Annotated in this window: 11 protein-coding genes; 5 read left to right on the top strand and 6 right to left on the bottom strand. The window is 72.8% G+C overall.

Annotation, left to right across the window (positions count from 1 at the left end):
- Positions 1-15: 15 nt before the first annotated feature.
- A complete protein-coding gene (locus P3T35_RS29520; RefSeq protein ID WP_101379112.1) occupies positions 16-645 on the bottom strand; it encodes a PadR family transcriptional regulator in 630 nt (209 codons plus the stop codon).
- A 104-nt stretch (positions 646-749) separates the two neighbouring features.
- Between P3T35_RS29520 and P3T35_RS29515 the strand changes: the two genes are divergently transcribed.
- The 3 genes from P3T35_RS29515 to P3T35_RS29505 all read left to right on the top strand — a co-directional run bounded on the left by P3T35_RS29515 (position 750) and on the right by P3T35_RS29505 (position 4,385).
- The gene (locus tag P3T35_RS29515) at positions 750-1,199 is read left to right on the top strand and encodes a hypothetical protein (protein ID WP_101379113.1); all 450 of its coding nucleotides are present in this window, start codon (positions 750-752) and stop codon (positions 1,197-1,199) included.
- A gap of 29 nt (positions 1,200-1,228) precedes the next feature.
- On the top strand, positions 1,229-2,422 hold the full coding sequence (locus P3T35_RS29510) for an NAD(P)/FAD-dependent oxidoreductase (RefSeq protein ID WP_101379114.1): 1,194 nt from the start codon (positions 1,229-1,231) through the stop codon (positions 2,420-2,422).
- Positions 2,423-2,618: 196 nt separating this feature from the next.
- Positions 2,619-4,385 carry a DUF1003 domain-containing protein gene (locus P3T35_RS29505; protein ID WP_180356332.1) on the top strand — a complete coding sequence of 589 codons (1,767 nt, stop codon included), beginning with the start codon at positions 2,619-2,621 and terminating at the stop codon, positions 4,383-4,385.
- Here the strand turns inward: P3T35_RS29505 and P3T35_RS29500 are convergent.
- The 5 genes from P3T35_RS29500 to P3T35_RS29480 all read right to left on the bottom strand — a co-directional run bounded on the left by P3T35_RS29500 (position 4,375) and on the right by P3T35_RS29480 (position 13,026).
- Positions 4,375-4,974 (bottom strand): cadmium resistance transporter, encoded by a 600-nt coding sequence (locus P3T35_RS29500; protein WP_101379116.1) that lies wholly within the window; start codon positions 4,972-4,974, stop codon positions 4,375-4,377. The two genes, P3T35_RS29505 and P3T35_RS29500, sit on opposite strands and share 11 nt — an antisense overlap.
- Positions 4,975-5,030: 56 nt before the next feature.
- Positions 5,031-5,696, bottom strand: coding sequence for a TMEM175 family protein (locus P3T35_RS29495; RefSeq protein ID WP_101379117.1), 666 nt, complete (start codon positions 5,694-5,696; stop codon positions 5,031-5,033).
- 128 nt (positions 5,697-5,824) lie between these two features.
- Positions 5,825-10,378, bottom strand: a complete 4,554-nt coding sequence (locus P3T35_RS29490) for a hypothetical protein (RefSeq protein WP_101379118.1) — start codon at positions 10,376-10,378, stop codon at positions 5,825-5,827.
- 63 nt (positions 10,379-10,441) lie between these two features.
- Positions 10,442-11,293 carry a hypothetical protein gene (locus P3T35_RS29485; protein WP_101379119.1) on the bottom strand — a complete coding sequence of 284 codons (852 nt, stop codon included), beginning with the start codon at positions 11,291-11,293 and terminating at the stop codon, positions 10,442-10,444.
- Between the two features lie 212 nt (positions 11,294-11,505).
- Positions 11,506-13,026: a hypothetical protein gene (locus tag P3T35_RS29480; RefSeq protein ID WP_280708441.1), complete on the bottom strand. Its 1,521-nt coding sequence runs from the start codon at positions 13,024-13,026 to the stop codon at positions 11,506-11,508.
- 139 nt (positions 13,027-13,165) lie between these two features.
- Here P3T35_RS29480 and P3T35_RS29475 point away from each other — a divergent pair, with 139 nt between their 5' ends.
- Together P3T35_RS29475 and P3T35_RS29470 are read left to right on the top strand one after the other, a co-directional pair.
- Positions 13,166-13,750, top strand: coding sequence for a hypothetical protein (locus P3T35_RS29475; RefSeq protein ID WP_280708439.1), 585 nt, complete (start codon positions 13,166-13,168; stop codon positions 13,748-13,750).
- Between the two features lie 132 nt (positions 13,751-13,882).
- On the top strand, positions 13,883-14,659 hold the full coding sequence (locus P3T35_RS29470; RefSeq protein WP_280708437.1) for a 5-oxoprolinase subunit PxpA: 777 nt from the start codon (positions 13,883-13,885) through the stop codon (positions 14,657-14,659).
- Positions 14,660-14,744 lie beyond the last annotated feature (85 nt).

Below are 14,744 nucleotides of genomic sequence, written 5' to 3'. Positions count from 1 at the left end.
CTGTCGCACCCGGCCCTACTGCGGCGCCTGGGCGTCGCTGGCCTGGGCGACGGCGATCAGCTCCTCGGCGCTCCAAGTGAGGGTGCCCGCACGGAGGTCGGCGATCACGGACTCCAGCCAGTCGGCCTCGGCCGTGGCCAGGGCGACCGCGTACTCGTTCTCCAGCATGGCGACCCGGGGGACGCCGAACGCCGCCGTCTCGGCGAGTGAGCGCTGCTGGGCGGCCTGGCCGGCGCGCACTGCGGTGAGGCGGGCGGTCAGGGCCTGCTCGATCTCGCCGGGGGTGAGCAGCATCAGGTTGGCGAGGGCGACCGGGAACTCCGGGAACTCCGACTTGGGTTCGCGCAGCATCTCCAGCAACCAGCTGCGGGTGGCCTCGCGGCCGGCGTCGGTGATCTCGTAGACGGTCCGCTCCGGGTACTGCTGGTCGCGCTCGGTCTCGCGGACGGCGATCAGGCCGGCGCCCAGCAGTCGGTCGATGGCGCGGTAGAGGCTGGTGCGCTGGCCGACGTTGACCACCTGGTCCTTCCCCCACTGCTTGAGCAGCCGCTGCATCCCGTACGGGTGCAGCGGCTTGAAGTGCAGCAGCGACAGCACGGTGAGCGTGATCGGGGAGCTCTTGGGGGCCTGGGGGGCAGTACTCATGATCCGGATACTACTACCGATGGAACTAGTTGCGCTGGCCCTAGTTGCAGTGCAACTATGGATGAGCCGGCAGCGAGCCGGTCCCGAACCGGAGGAGTTCCGAAGTGATCACCACCATCGAGCGAATCCACGTCGACCACACCACCACCAAGCGCCTCGGCCGCTGGACCGCCACCAGCAGCTTCGAGATCAAGGCGCGCAGCGGCGCCGTCGTGCTCGACGTGCGCTCCCCCGAACTGCCCGCCGAGCTGGAGATCCGGATCGACCTGCGGCGCGCCATGGTCAAGCTGCTGGTGCCCGAGGGCGCCGTGATCGACCAGTGGGACGTGGCCTGGCCCGCTCGCGGCCGGGTGAAGGACGGCCAGGGCCCGACCGGCGAGCTCGCCGGGCCGCGGATCCGGCTGGTCGGCACCGCCGACAACAGCGAGGTGCGCATCCACCGCGGCGGCATCGCGATCCTCTCGGCGATGTGCTCCCGCGAGTACCTGGAGGACGTCCGCCGGGCCCACCGCACCGGCACCACCCCCACCGTCGACGACCCCACCCGGGCCTGACCCACCTACCCCAGAAGGAGCACCCGGACATGTCCGACCACATCAACACCGCCCTGGTCATCGGCGGCGGCGTCGCCGGCCCGGTCACCGCGATCGCCCTGCAGCAGGCCGGCATCGAGGCCACCGTCTACGAGGCGTACGACGGCACCGCCGAGGGCGTCGGCGCCGCGCTCGGCCTGGCACCCAACGGGCTGGCCGCCCTGGACGCGATCGGTGCCGGCGACCTGGTCCGCGGGCTCGGCGACCCGATGAAGTCGATCGTGCTGCAGAGCTGGAACGGCAGGCAGCTCGCCGAGATCGGCAACCCCGGCACCCTGGAGCCCACTCGGCTGGTCATGCGCAGCGACCTCTACCAGGCGCTCTACGGCGAGGCCCGCGCCCGCGGCATCCGGATCGAGCACGGCAAGCGGCTGGTCGGGGTCCAGGAGGGCAGGGGCGCGGTCACCGCGCAGTTCGCCGACGGCACCACCGCCACCGGCGAGTTGCTGGTCGGCGCCGACGGGATCCGGTCCACGGTGCGGAACTTGATCGACCCGGCCGCCCCGCGGCCGCGCTATGCCGGACTGCAGGGCTTCGGCTCGGTGAGCACGCTGGCGGGCGCGGTGCCGGACACCGGCGGGAAGATGTTCATGACCTTCGGCAAGCGGGCCTTCTTCGGCCTGCAGGTGCTGGGCGGCAACGCCGTCTGGTTCGTCAACCTGCCGCACCCGGAGCCGCTGACGCTGGCCGAGGCCGTCGCCTACGGGGCCGAGCGCTGGCTGAAGGTGCTGGCCGAGGCCTGCGCCGAGGACCGCACCCCGGCGCTGGAGCTGATCCGGCACACCGACCCGGCCGAACTGCTGATCACCGGGCCGATGGAGAACATGCCCCTGCTGCCGCGCTGGAGCCGCGGCCGGATGGTGCTGGTCGGGGACGCGGCCCACGCGCCCTCCTCCAGCTCCGGCCAGGGGGCCTCACTGGCGATCGAGAGCTCGGTCGAACTGGCGCGCTGCGCAAGGGACCTGCCGCTGGATGAGGCCCTCGCTCGCTATGAGGCGCTGCGCCGCCCGCGCGTCGAGCGGATCATCAAGCAGGCCGAGCGCACCAACAGCAACAAGGCGGCGGGCCCGGTCGGGCGGGTGCTGCGCGATGCGCTGATGCCGATCGGCATGAAGCTGATGAACCAGGAGAAGTTCTCGGCGCACCTCCACCACCGGATCGACTGGGCCGCACCGGCCGCCTGACGGAACCTCACCCCACCACCGGGCATGCGACGGCGACCGTGGCCGCGCCCCACCAACGGGGGCCGCGGCCGGTCCGCCACTCCGTGTCGACAAACCGCCGAGCGGTGGTCGAAATGCGGAACAGGTCATGACAGGTGAGTGTCACCATGGTCGGGGCTGCGTCAGCAGGCTTCGGATCCAGTGGGGGGAGCAGAGCATGAGCACAGCCGGTACGACGGCCGACCTACCGCGTCAGCAGCCAGTGACGAGCGCGGACGAGCGGGTCGGTCTCAACGGTGCCGTAGCGGCCGCGTTAACGCGAGTGGTGGGCTCGATGCCCGCCCTCTACATCACGTTGGTCGTCTTCGCCGGATGGATCACCCTGGCGACCTTGGGGCCGCTGCGCGGCGCCGATCCCTATCCCTTCCCGTTCCTGCTGTTCATGGACAACGTGGTCCAGTTGGTGCTCTGCCTGGTCATCCTGGTCGGTCAGCGGGTGCTGGGCATGGCTGCCGACCGCCGGGCGGTCCAGACGTACGAGAATGCCGAGGCGATCTTCGAGCGGGTCACGGACCTGCAGGCGCATCTCGACCGGCACGACCGCGCGCTCGGCCGCGGGGTCAGCCTGCTGGAGTCGAGCCCGCACCCGTGGATCCAGCGGCACCGGGTGCAGCCGGCACCGCAGGCCGTCGACCAGACCACGGGTGTCAACGGCCGGATCGCCGCCTGGCTGACGCAGCGGCTGGGCAGCATGTGGGCCTTCTACGTCGCCGCCGTGACACAGCTGGTCTGGATCGGCATGGCGGAGCTGGGCGTGCAGAAGTTCGACCCGTACCCGTTCGCTTTCATGAGCTTCCTGTCCACCCTGGCCCAGCTCGTCTTCATGATCGTGATCATGGTCGGGCAGGACGTCCTGAACAAGGCAGCCGACCGCCGTTCCGAGCAGACCCTCCTCGATGCCGAGGCGATCCTCCACGAGTGCCGCCGGATGAAGGCGCGTCTGGTGGCGCAGGACCGCGTCATCGACAGCCTGGCCGACTACACCAGCACCCAGGTCACCCGGCAACTGGCACGGGCCGTCCATCAGAGCAGGCTTGAGGCCGCCGTCGCGGAAGGACAGCAGCAGGGCAGCCGGCCGGCACTGCGCCCCTGGGACGAACTGCCGGAGGAGCTGAAGGAGGCCAACCGTCTGCAGGCGCGCAAGCTCGGTGAGCTGCTGGCCGAGATCGGTTGCCTGATGGTTCCGACCTACGACCCGTCGCTGATCGTCGACTTCGACCAGGAGGAGGCACGGCTGCTGGCGCGGCGGGAGTACGAGCTCCGGCTGAGTGAGCGCAAGGCTCGCGGCGTGACGAAGCTGCCCAGCCAGCGGGACACGCTGGGCGACGGGCTGGTGCCTTGGGAGTTGCTGTCCGATCGGGCGCGGGAGCGGGCCGTGGACATGGTGCGGCGACTTCCCGCCATGCTGGCCGACGTGGGCTTCCAGGTGCTGCGGACCGGAGCGGGCGCTGACGGGGTGGGTGAGCTGGACTTCACCCCCGAGGACTGGGGAACGCTGGGGACGTCCCTGATGGCGGCGGGCGTGCTGGTGGCACTCGCCGAGGGCGTTGCCGATCCCGAGGAGCTCTCCGCGTTGGTCAAGCTGCTGCGGGAGGCCAGCGTCAGCCATCCCCGGCGGTTCATCCGCGAACTCGCGGGTTCGTCGACCTTCGAGACCGGCCTGCGGCCGGACACTACCTATGTCGGGTACCGGGGGCCCGCGTTGAAGACGATCCGCGAGGCCACCGCCGCCGTCGCCCGGACCGCGCCGGAGGAACTCACCGGCTTCCGCGCGTTCCTGATGGAGATCGCCACGACCGTCGCCGACGCCAACAACGAAGGCGGCTTCTTCGGCCTGGGCGCCAGGCCCCGGGTGCCCAACGAGGCCGCAGCCATGGAGGCCGTCCGAACCGCGACGCTACTCGACCGGCAGCTCAACGGGTGAGGACCCCGGAGCCGAGCAGCAGGACGACTCCGATGGCGACGAAGGCGGCGGGGACGATCCAGTGCCCCCACCGCTCGACCATCTTCACGATGCTCCTGCGGGAGCCGAGCAGGGAGCCCAGCAGGCACCACACCACCACTCCGGCGGCGAACACCGCGATCGTGACCAGAGCGGCTCCGGTGCCGATGGTGCGGAAGACCGGCGGGTAGACGCTCAGATTGTCGGCCCCGTTGACCATGGTCAGGGCCATCACCGACGCCATGCCGCTGGCCGGAACCACGGGGACATGCTCGCCGCCGCGGTGGGCTCGTGCGGCTCTGACCAGGCCCACGACGCCCAACGCCAACGGAATCAGGCCGAGCAGGCCGATCCATCCGCCGGGCACGGCGGCGAGGCCGAGTGCGACGACCATCGAGGCCACCACCAGGACCGTGAACCCGGCGGCCTGCCCCACCCAGATCTGTCGGCGTCGGATGGTCCCGCCGGCCCGGCTGGCAAGGAAGAGCACCGCCAGGACGGCGAGGTCGTCGACATTGGTCCCAGCGAACAGTCCCGCCGCCGTGGCAGCGGTCCGAGCGATGCCGGCCATCCAGGGGATCCGTTCGTCAGTGGCTCAAGGACAGGCTATCGGTGGCGGACAGCTGTTCAGAACCGGTTCAGCGGACGGACCTTCGGGGCCACCGCCGAGTTCAGCTGGAGCAGCACCAGCAGCGCCACACTGAGGTAGGTGCTCACCACTCCGAGCAACACCACTCCCACGTACAGCAGTTGTGCCACCACGATGCGCCGCCGAGCCGCCTCCACCAGCCCGTCCGGCGCATCGGCCCGCACCAGCCCGGCATCCCGCGCGTACCGCAGGCTGGCGAGCAGCAGCAGTCCGAGCACCAGCAGGTGCAGCCAGTACACCAGCAGCGCCACCCGGTAGGCCTCGTACTCGGCCAGCAGCGCGGTGGAGAACGGCATCAGCGAGATGCCGCCGAGGAACGCCAGGTGCAGCCAGGTGAGTTGCCGGTCGCTGCGGGCGAAGTGGTCCAACTGGGCCTGCTGGCCCAGCCAGAACATCCCCAGGGTCAGGAAGCCCAGCAGGTAGACCCCGAGACGAGAGGCCAACGGCAGCAGGGCGTGCAGCAGTTGGCCCTCACCGTGCAGCGAGCCGGGCGCCCAGAGCGGCCGCCCGGAGCGGAGCCGTCCGAGCTCCGGGACGTGCAGGTCCAGCACCAGCAGGGTCATCGCCACCGCGAAGATGCCGTCGCTGATCGCGGCCAGCCGGTGCACGCTGCTGCCGGCGACCCGGTGGTAGATCGTGGACATGGTTGGTTCTCCCCCGGTGCGTGGTGCGGAAGATCGCGTTCACCGCACGGGGAGGATGATACGGAGAAGGGGGAAGTCGGCCGAGCCGACGTCCCCCTCCGGCATGCCAGCCGTCCCCCTCCTGCGGGCTAGGCGTTCTCAACCTCCGCCGGGCGCTTGAACATCCGGGTCGCCGTGATCTCACCGTGGATCACCGGGCCGTCCGGGTCCGGCTCCGGCGGCAGGCCCGGCCGCAGGTGCTCCTCGACCGAGATGTACTTCAACCCGGCGCGCAGGTCGGCGTCGTTGCGCAGGCGGATCACCAACGGGAACTCGGCCAGTGCCGTGGTGTCGAACAGGCCGGTGGTGTAGATCAGTTGGACGCCGAGCGCATCGGCCACCGCGCGCTGCAGCTCCAGCAGATAGGTGGCGTTGGCGCGGCCGATCGGGTTGTCCAGGAAGAGCGTGCCGGCGTGCCGCAGCTGCGACTGGCCGCGGTCGTTGGCGCGCAGCGCGGCCATGGTGCAGTAGAGCGCGATGGCGGCGGTGAGCAACTGGCCGCCGGAGAAGACATCGGACATCTGCCCCACGCTCACCCGCTCGGCGCGCAGCACGGCGTCGGGCTTGAGGATCTCCACGCTGACGCCCTTGGGCCCGATCGCCGCCGCCACCGCGCGCAGCAGCAGCGACATGCCGTCGCGCCGAAGGTCGGAGTTCTTCTTGACGGCGGCCCGGGTGGCCTCGTCGATCACCTCGCCGAGCCGCTCGGCGAGCACCGTCTGATCCGGGTCCTCGAAGCGGATCCGCAGGAACTCCTGGCCGGACCACTCCCCCAGGCCCTCGGGCAGCCGGGAGAGCCGCTGGGCGGCGCGCAGGGTGGCGAGCGCGGACTCCACCAGCCCGCGCAACCGGTCGACGATCGAGCCGCGGTTGCGCTCCAGCTGGGCCAACTCATCGGTGAGCACCCGCAGTCGGGGCGCGAAGGCCTCGGCCCAGGCGGCCGCGTGCTCGGGCAGCAGGGCGGCCGGGAGTTCACGGATCTGCTGGCGGGCCGGGGTGCGCACCGCCTCGTAGCGGGCGGCGTTGGCATGCCGGACCAGTGCGTCGGCGGCGTCCCGGACGGCCAGGTCGGCGGCCGACAGCTCGGCGGCGGCGACTCGCAGCGCCCGGCGGGTCTCGGTGGCGGTGGTGCGGGCCTCGGTCAGCGAATCGAGGTAGGGCTCGGCGGGCGCCTCGCCCTCCTCCGGGGTGTGGTCGCGCAGACCGTCGCGCAGTTGGGCCGCCGCCTCGTCGAAGTCCGCGGCCGCCGACTGCGCGGCCTGCAGGGTGCGCAGCAACTCGGTGTGCTCGATCCGGGCGTTCTCCAACAGGTCGCGCTTCTCGGCCAGTTCACCGGTGGCGATGCGCAGCAGCTGCTGGGCGTGCTCGGGATCGGTCGGCACCAGCTCCTCGGGCAGCTCGGTGTGTGCCTCGCCGCTGGCCGGAGCCGAACGCTCGACCTCGCCGCGCAGCCGGCCGAGCAGCTCGCTGGCCGCCTGGGCGCGGGTCTCGATGGTCGCCACCAGCTCTTCGGCGCGAGCCGCGGCGGCCTGCCGGGCCGGGCCGTCGGCGCCGTCGGGGCTGGTCAGCAGCTCCTCGGCGCGAAGGCGCACCTTGTTGGTGAGCCGGTCGAGTTCGGCTCGGGCAGCGGTCTCGTCGCTCTCCGCGCGGGCCTGCTCGGCGCGCAGGTCGGCACCGACGCCGACCTTCTCGTAGAGCTGGGCGGCGGCCCGGTAGGCCTCGCGCAGCGCGGGCAGCGAGGCGGTGGGCAGCTCGTCGGCGACCGTTTCGGTGCCGGACAGCTCGGCCCGCTCGGCGCGCAGCGTGCGGGCGGTGCGGCGGGCGTCGTCGGCGGCGCGCTGGGCGGCCCGGCGGTCCTCGTCGCAGGCCTGGGCGCGCTCGGCGCAGGCGGCCTGGCGGCGATCGCATTCGGCGGCGTCCTCGGTGAGTTCACGCACCGAGCGGTGCCAGGCCGGGCGCTCGCGCAGCCGGAAGGCGAGGCCGGCCAGGGCGTCGGCGCGGCGGCGGGTCTGCTGGGCGGCCTCCCGGCGCTCCTCGTGGATCGCGGCGGCAGTGGCCCGCTCCTGCTCGGCCTCGCTGTGCGCGGCACGGGCGGAGGCCAGCTGGGCAGTGGCGATCTCGGCCTGCTCGGCGGCTTCTGACGCGGCGTCAGCCAGCTCGGCCAGGGTGCCGGACGGGCAGGAGGAGCGCCAGGAGGCGAGCCGGGCGGCCAGCGCGCGATCGCCACCCAGCCGGGCCGCGAGCGTACGGATCCGCTCCTCGCGGGCACCGGCCCGCTCGCGCAGTTCGCGGCGCTCCTGGTCGGCGGCGCTCTCGTCGTGCATCGCGGGGTTCGGCGGCACCAGGAAGAAGGCCGGCTTGTCGGTGATCGGGGCGATCAGCGCGGCGGCCGCGCCGACCGCGACGGTGGAGCGCGGCAGCAGGGCGGCGGACTGCAGCGCCTCGCGGGCCCGGTCCAGCGAGTTCGGGTCGGTGATCACCACACCGTCGACCAGCTCGGGGCGGGCGGCCAGGATCCGGTCGTGGTCCTGCGGGTCGACGGACTGCGCAAGGTAGCGCCAGCCGGGCAGCGCCGGGATGCCGTGCTCGCCCAGGTACTCCACGGTGGCCAGCACGTCAGGGCCGGGCGGCAGCAGACCGCCGTCGCCGAGCGCGGCCAGGATCCGGGAGTCGTCGGCGGCGGCGGTGCGCAGCTCGAACAGGGTGCGCTCGGCGTTGGAGATCGCGCCGTCCAGCAGCTCGGCGAGATCGTCGGCGGCCCGGTCGAGGACGTCGGGGGTGAGGCGGTTCTCCTCGTCCTCCTCATGGTACGAGGCGAGCCCGAGCAGTTCGGCGAGGCGCGGTTCGGCGGCGAGTTGGACGGCGGTGCGCTGCTCGGCGGCCAGCGCGCGCTGGGCGGCCGAGCGGGCGTCGGCGGCGCGGGCGGCGGCGAGTTCGGCGCGGCCCTCGGCGGCGGCGGCCTCGCGGGTGCGGGCGGCCGCCTGCTCGGCGGCGGCGCGGGACTGCTCCAGGCCGGCGGTGGCAGCCTGCTCGGCGTCGGCGGCGTGCAGGGCGGCGCGGGCCGGGTCAACGTCATCGGTCGAGTCGATCCAGCCGGCGGCGACCGCGGCGTTCAACTCCTGTTCCACCTCGGCCAGTCGCTGGCGCAGGTGGTCGGCGTCGGAGCGGGCCTTCTGGCCGGCGGTGGCGGCGGCCAGGCCGTCGGCCTGGGTCCGGGCGCCGTCCTGCTGGAGGTCGGCGGCGCGGGCCTCCTCGGCCTCGGCGCGCTCCTCGGCGGTGGCTGCGGCGGCCTCCAGGGCGTGGGCCAGGGCGCCGGCCGCCTTGGCGCGGGCAGCGAGCGCCGGTGCGGCGTCCAGCTCGGCCTCACGGATCGCGGTGGCCACCCGGGCGGCGCGGTCGGCGGCGGCGCGGTGGCGCAGCACCGCCTCGGCGGCCTGCCAGGCGGAGTACAGGGTGCGGGCGTCGAGCAGTTCGCGGCGCAGCGCGGCGGCCTCGGTGGTGGCGGCGGCCAGGCTGAGGGTGGCGTGGCGGTGGGTCAGCTCGGCGGTGATCAGCGAGTGGCGGGTGCGGTCAGCCTCGGCGGCGGTGACGGCGGAGGCTGCGGCGGCCACCTCGATCGCCAGGTCCTGGGCGCGCTCGCGCTCCGCGCCGGCCCGGCCGGCCAGCGCCTGGGCGAGCCGGCGGGTGCGGCGCTCGGCGGTGCGGTGGGTCTCCCGGACCGACTCGCGGGCGGTGGTGGCCTCGACGATCCGCTCCAGCAGCTCCAACGAGCCGGCGGTGAAGTCGCGTTCGGCGGTCAGTTCGGCGCGGCGGCCGAGCTTGGCGGCGAAGCCGTGCACCAGGTCGGCCAGCCCGTCGGTGTCCCGGGTGTCGGTGACGGCGCGCAGCAGCAGGTCGGTGAAGTCGGCGTCGTGCTTGACGGCGAACAGGCCGGCCGCCTCGCCCTCGTCGGCGTTCATCTCGCGCTGGTAGCGGAACAGTTCGGGATCCAGGCCGAGTTCGCCCAAGTGCTCGGTCCAGCGGTCGTGGCCGTCCTCGAACGTGAGGTCCAGGTACGGGTAGGCCTTGGCGGCCTCGGTCATCGCGTCCCGGAAGCCCTTCATGGTGCGACGGCGGCCGCGCGGGCGGGAGTCGGGGTCGCCCAGGTTGGCGCGTTCGGCGACCGGCAGCGCGTCCAGGGTCAGGCCGGGGCCGGGGCGGAACGAGTACCAGGTCTCGGCGAACTTGCGCGGATCGGACGAGACTTGGCGGCCGCGCCACTCACTGACCTTGCCGACCACGATCAGCTCACCGGTGACGGTGTGCTGCCACTCCAGCGCGACGTGCCCGCAGTCGTCGGCCAGCAGGAACTTGCGCAGCACGCCGGAGCTGGCGCCGCCCAGGGTGTTGCGGTGGCCGGGCAGCATCACCGAGAAGATCAGCTTGAGCAGCACCGACTTGCCGCCGCCGTTCTCCAGGAACAGCACGCCGGCCGGGGCGGGGCGGCGCTGGGGGCCGGCCGGCTCCTCGCCGAACATGCCCAGCTGCAGCGGCGCGGGGTTGGCCACCGGCTCACCGACGCCTCGCAGGTCCAGCACGGTGTCGGCGTAGCGGGCGCCGGCCGGACCGATGGAGTAGAGGCGGATCCGGTTGAGCTCGTACATGTGCAGCCTTCGAGAAGTCTTCGAGAAGTGACGAGTTGGCGGGTTGGCGGGTTGGTGAGTCGGTCAGAGGGAGTGGAACGGCAGGCCGGCGTCCGCGACCAGTTCCTCGCTGTGGTCGGCGGGCAGCAGGGTGGCGGTGCCGTCGCTGACCGGGACCACGCCCAGGTCCAGCAGTTCGGCCATCGCGGCGCTGGCGGCGAGCTCGCGGACCTGCAACTGGTAGCGGGCGGTGGTGCGGTAGGTGCCGCCGGCGTCGTCGGAGGCCTTCTGCAGGAAACCGGAGTCGACCAGGAAGGCGACCGCCTTGCCGGTGATGCCGATGGTGGAGCCGGCCAGGCGGCGGGCGTCCTTGGTGGCGCCGGTGGTGGAGCGGCGGGCCCAGACCCGCCAGGCGGCTTCCAGGCCGGGTGCGTCGCTGGTGGGGTCGGTGTTGTCGCCGGCGGCCTCGGCGCGCTCCTCCAGGCGGCGGCAGGCCTGGCGGACGAAGGCGTCCACGCCGTTGACGGTGATCCGGCCGAGGTAGCCGTCGTCGGCCAGGTCCTCGGGGCGCGGGAAGGCCATGGCGGCCACGGCGAGGTGGGCCAGGCCGTGCAGGAACCGGTCGGTGGTCTCGGAGGCGGCGCGGCGCGAGTAGTCGCCCATCTTGACGGCGAACACCGAGTCCTCGGCGCCGGCCAGGGCCATTCCGGCGCGCGGCGAGACCTCCAGCACCACCAGGCCGAGGCCGGTGGCCACGGCGTCGGCGAGCCGCGCGAACTGCGGGTCCTCCCGGTAGCGGCGGACCAGCTCGGTGTACTCGGTGTCGCGGGCCGGCAGCAGTTTGGCCTGCAGGCCGAAGGAGACCAGCCGGGCGGCGTCGGCGACATCGGCCGCGGTCACCGTCGGCGTGGCTGACGCGTCCTGGGGGGTGGTCATTCCTGGTGCTCCACTTGCGTACTGACGGGCGGTCAATGGGGGCTATTAATGTGGGCCATTAATGTGGATTAATATCGGGGATTAATGGCAGTAATTAACTTAATGGTAGCGATTAACGGCGGTGGCTAGTGGCGGCGTCTGGCGGGTCCGGTCAGGTTGATTCGGATTGATTGAGGTTGACTCAGGCTGATGCAGGTCATTAATGGCGACGATTACTGCCGGTCCGCCGCCATGCCGACCGCGTCCAGCAGGGCGCTGCCGACGATCAGGTCGGCCCCGCCGAACTCCGGGTCGTGCAGTTGGGTGCCGTCGTCGACGGCGAACAGCAGCCGCTCCTCCCCCTGCCGGTACGCGGTGCCCACGGGCGGGCTGGCCGCGTGCACGGCGAGCAGGGCGACCAGGTAGGGCAGCTCGGGATCCTGCTTGCGGGCGTCGGCCAGCAGTCCGGAGAGCCGCCGGGGCGCGTCGGCGGGCAGGTCGAGCAGCTGCAGCGCGGCCTCCAGCTGGGCCTCGGAGAACCGGCTGTCGTCCGGGGTGGCGACCAGATCCGGATCGGGCAGCTCAACCCCCAGGTGCTCGCGCTCCACCGGCGGGGTGAGAAGCAGCTCCACCAGATCGGTCAGCCGCACCACGGCGGGGCTGCGCAACCCGATGCCGCGCCCGAAGAAGGCGTCGGTGGGCCGGATCGCCCGCTCGATCGGCAGCTCCAGCACGGGGGCCAGCAGCTGGCCGTAGAGGTCGATGCCGGCGCGGGCGGTGGGCGCGGCGAAGGCCTGCCGGTCCTGCTCGGCACGGAACAGCGGCCCGGCCTCCAGCAGCCTGGTCTGCAGCTGGGTGTGGCGGCGGATGCAGTCCTTGACGATGTCGACCAGCTCGGCGGCCTGGCGCTTGTGGTCCGTGCCCTCGGCCTCGTCGCGGGCCCGGCGGATGTTGGTGAGGATCGCGTTCTCGTGCCGGTAGCGGTCGGCGATGTGCTCCAGCGCCTCGTCGATCAGGTCGGGAACGGCCTGCATCCAGTCGACGGCGCGGACGTTGCGGCGGGTGGCCTCCAGGGCACGGCGCAGCGTCTCGGCGTACTGCACGGTGCGGTAGCGGGCCTGCTCGGCGGCGAGTTGGGCGTCGGCGAGCCGGCCGCGCCGGATCAGCACCTCCAGCTTGACCTCGGCAGCGATCTGAGCGGAGGTCACATCGGTGTCCAGCGCGCCGACCAGGACGTTGACCGCCTCGTCGGTGGTGCGCAGGTAGACGCCACCGTCCGGGCCCGGCACCTCCTCGATCAGCTTGAAGTCGTAGTCGCGGCGCACATAGCCACCGTCCGCGCCGAAGGTGCCGTAGACCGCCCGGAAACCGCGGTCCACGCTGCCGACGTTGATCAGCGACTCCAGCACCCAGCGGGCCACCCGCTGGTGCTCGGCGGCCGGGCGCCCGGGGTGCTGGGCGGCGACCCGGGGCAGCAGGCGCGAGAGCACGGTCTCCCGGTCGGCGCCGGTGTCGAAGTCCATGTTCAGGGTGACCAGGTCGATCGCGGCGAGCCCGACCTCGGCCATCGCGTACCCGCCGTACTCGCCCGCCAGGTTGACCTTGCGGCTGTCCAAGTCGTGCAGCGGGGCGGTGCAGGCCAGCGCCTTGAGGCGGCGGGCCAGCCCCTCGTCGGCCGCGGGCCCCGGCGCGGGGCGGGCGGCCGCGGCGGGCCTGAGCTCGGGCTCGGCGGGCTGGGCGGCGATGACGGTCACGGGGGACAAGCCTAGGGCCAGCTGGGGACAGTGTCCGAAACGGGGTTGTTGCACCGGTTTACCCAGCGGCTTCGGCAGAGTTGAACACGTTCAAAACTACCTCTAGAGTGCTGGCCGTCTACTCAGGAGGGGATCTCTGATGACCGAGACCGCAGGGACGGCCGAGACCGCGAGGACGGCCGAGACCGCAGGGCCGACCGGGACCGCAGGGCCGACCGGGACCGCGGGCGTCGAGCTGCGGCGGGTGCGCCGCTGGCTGTGGATCTTCATCGTCTGCCTGGCGCTGAGCGGCCTGACCGCGTTCCCGCTGCACGCCGAGAGCACTCTGCTGGTCGACGCCGCCCATCGGCTGCCCACGCCCGGGCCGGTACTCGACTGGCTGGAGCGGATCCACACCGGGATCACCGAGACCGACCGGCGCTACCCGTTCCTCGCCTACGGCACCGACTGGCTGGCGTTCGCGCACCTGGTGATCGCCGGCGCGTTCTGGGGACCGCTGCGCGATCCGGTGCGCAACGTGTTCGTGGTGCGGTGGGCGCTCGGGGCCTGCGCCGGGATCGTGCCACTGGCGCTGATCTGCGGGCCGGTGCGGGGGATCCCGTTCTTCTGGAGCTGTGTCGACATGTCGTTCGGGATCGTCGGGGCGGTGCCGCTGCTGATCGTGCTGCGCGGCATCAAGCGCCTCGACGCGGCGCGGGCGGCCGCCGCCGTCGCGACCGCCTGACGGGCGCGGCAGCCTGGCGGACCTTGGCTGACGGTCCGCCAAGGGAGTGGCCGCGGCGGTCCGGGAGCCCCGGAAAGCCCTACGATCCCCTCAGGCGATCCGCAGCAGCTCTGACAGTGGGAGGCAGTCGGCGTGACCGGTGCGGTGATCGATCTCAACGCGGACCTCGGCGAGGGGTTCGGACGCTGGACGCTGACCGACGACGAGGCACTGCTGTCGGTGGTCACCAGCGCCAACGTGGCGTGCGGCTTCCACGCGGGCGACCCGTCCACGATGCGCCGGGTCTGCGCGCTGGCCGCCGAACGCGGGGTGCGGATCGGCGCCCAGGTCTCCTACCGCGATCTGGCCGGCTTCGGCCGCCGTGCGATGGAGGTGCCACCGGAGGAACTCGCCGACGAGGTCGCCTACCAGATCGGGGCGCTGCAGGTGTTCGCCAGGGCCGCCGGCTCCCGGGTCAGCTACGTCAAGCCGCACGGCGCGCTGTACAACCGGGTGGTGGCCGACAGCGAGCAGGCCGAGGCCGTGGTGGCCGGGGTGCTGCGGGCCGGGGCGGTCTGCGACGGCCCGCTGCCGGTGCTCGGGCTGCCCGGCTCCCGGCTCCTTGAGGTCGCCGAGGGCGTCGGGCTGCCGGTGGTCACCGAGGCGTTCGCCGACCGCGCGTACACCTGGTCGGGCACCCTGGTGCCGCGCAAGGAGCCCGACGCCGTGGTGCACGACCCGGAGGCGGTGATCGCCCGCGCGGTCGGCATGGCCAGGGACGGCCTGGTGACGGCGATCGGCGGCGAGCCGGTGGCGATCGACGCCCGCTCGCTCTGCGTGCACGGCGACACGCCCGGGGCCGCCCAGCTGGCTTGGCGGGTGCGCGGCGCGCTGGCCTCCGCCGGGATCCGGGTGGAGGCCTTCACGTAATGCGAGCCATTAATGCGCCTAGTGGCGGGCCTGGCGGTGCGCCCAACGGGAGCCATTGGTGCACCTAATGGGAGCCATTAATGAG

The organism is Kitasatospora sp. GP30, from assembly GCF_029892145.1.
Classification (GTDB): domain Bacteria; phylum Actinomycetota; class Actinomycetes; order Streptomycetales; family Streptomycetaceae; genus Kitasatospora; species Kitasatospora acidiphila.
The sequence above is the reverse complement of the archived record's forward strand: the minus strand, read 5'-3'. Positions and strand labels throughout refer to the sequence as shown.

Coding starts and splice junctions, on each gene's coding strand:
- P3T35_RS29520 (WP_101379112.1), bottom strand. CDS start 645: ATGAGTACTGCCCCCCAGGCCCCCAAGAGCTCCCCGATCACGCTCACC.
- P3T35_RS29510 (WP_101379114.1), top strand. CDS start 1,229: ATGTCCGACCACATCAACACCGCCCTGGTCATCGGCGGCGGCGTCGCC.
- P3T35_RS29505 (WP_180356332.1), top strand. CDS start 2,619: ATGAGCACAGCCGGTACGACGGCCGACCTACCGCGTCAGCAGCCAGTG.
- P3T35_RS29500 (WP_101379116.1), bottom strand. CDS start 4,974: ATGGCCGGCATCGCTCGGACCGCTGCCACGGCGGCGGGACTGTTCGCT.
- P3T35_RS29495 (WP_101379117.1), bottom strand. CDS start 5,696: ATGTCCACGATCTACCACCGGGTCGCCGGCAGCAGCGTGCACCGGCTG.
- P3T35_RS29490 (WP_101379118.1), bottom strand. CDS start 10,378: ATGTACGAGCTCAACCGGATCCGCCTCTACTCCATCGGTCCGGCCGGC.
- P3T35_RS29485 (WP_101379119.1), bottom strand. CDS start 11,293: ATGACCACCCCCCAGGACGCGTCAGCCACGCCGACGGTGACCGCGGCC.
- P3T35_RS29475 (WP_280708439.1), top strand. CDS start 13,166: ATGACCGAGACCGCAGGGACGGCCGAGACCGCGAGGACGGCCGAGACC.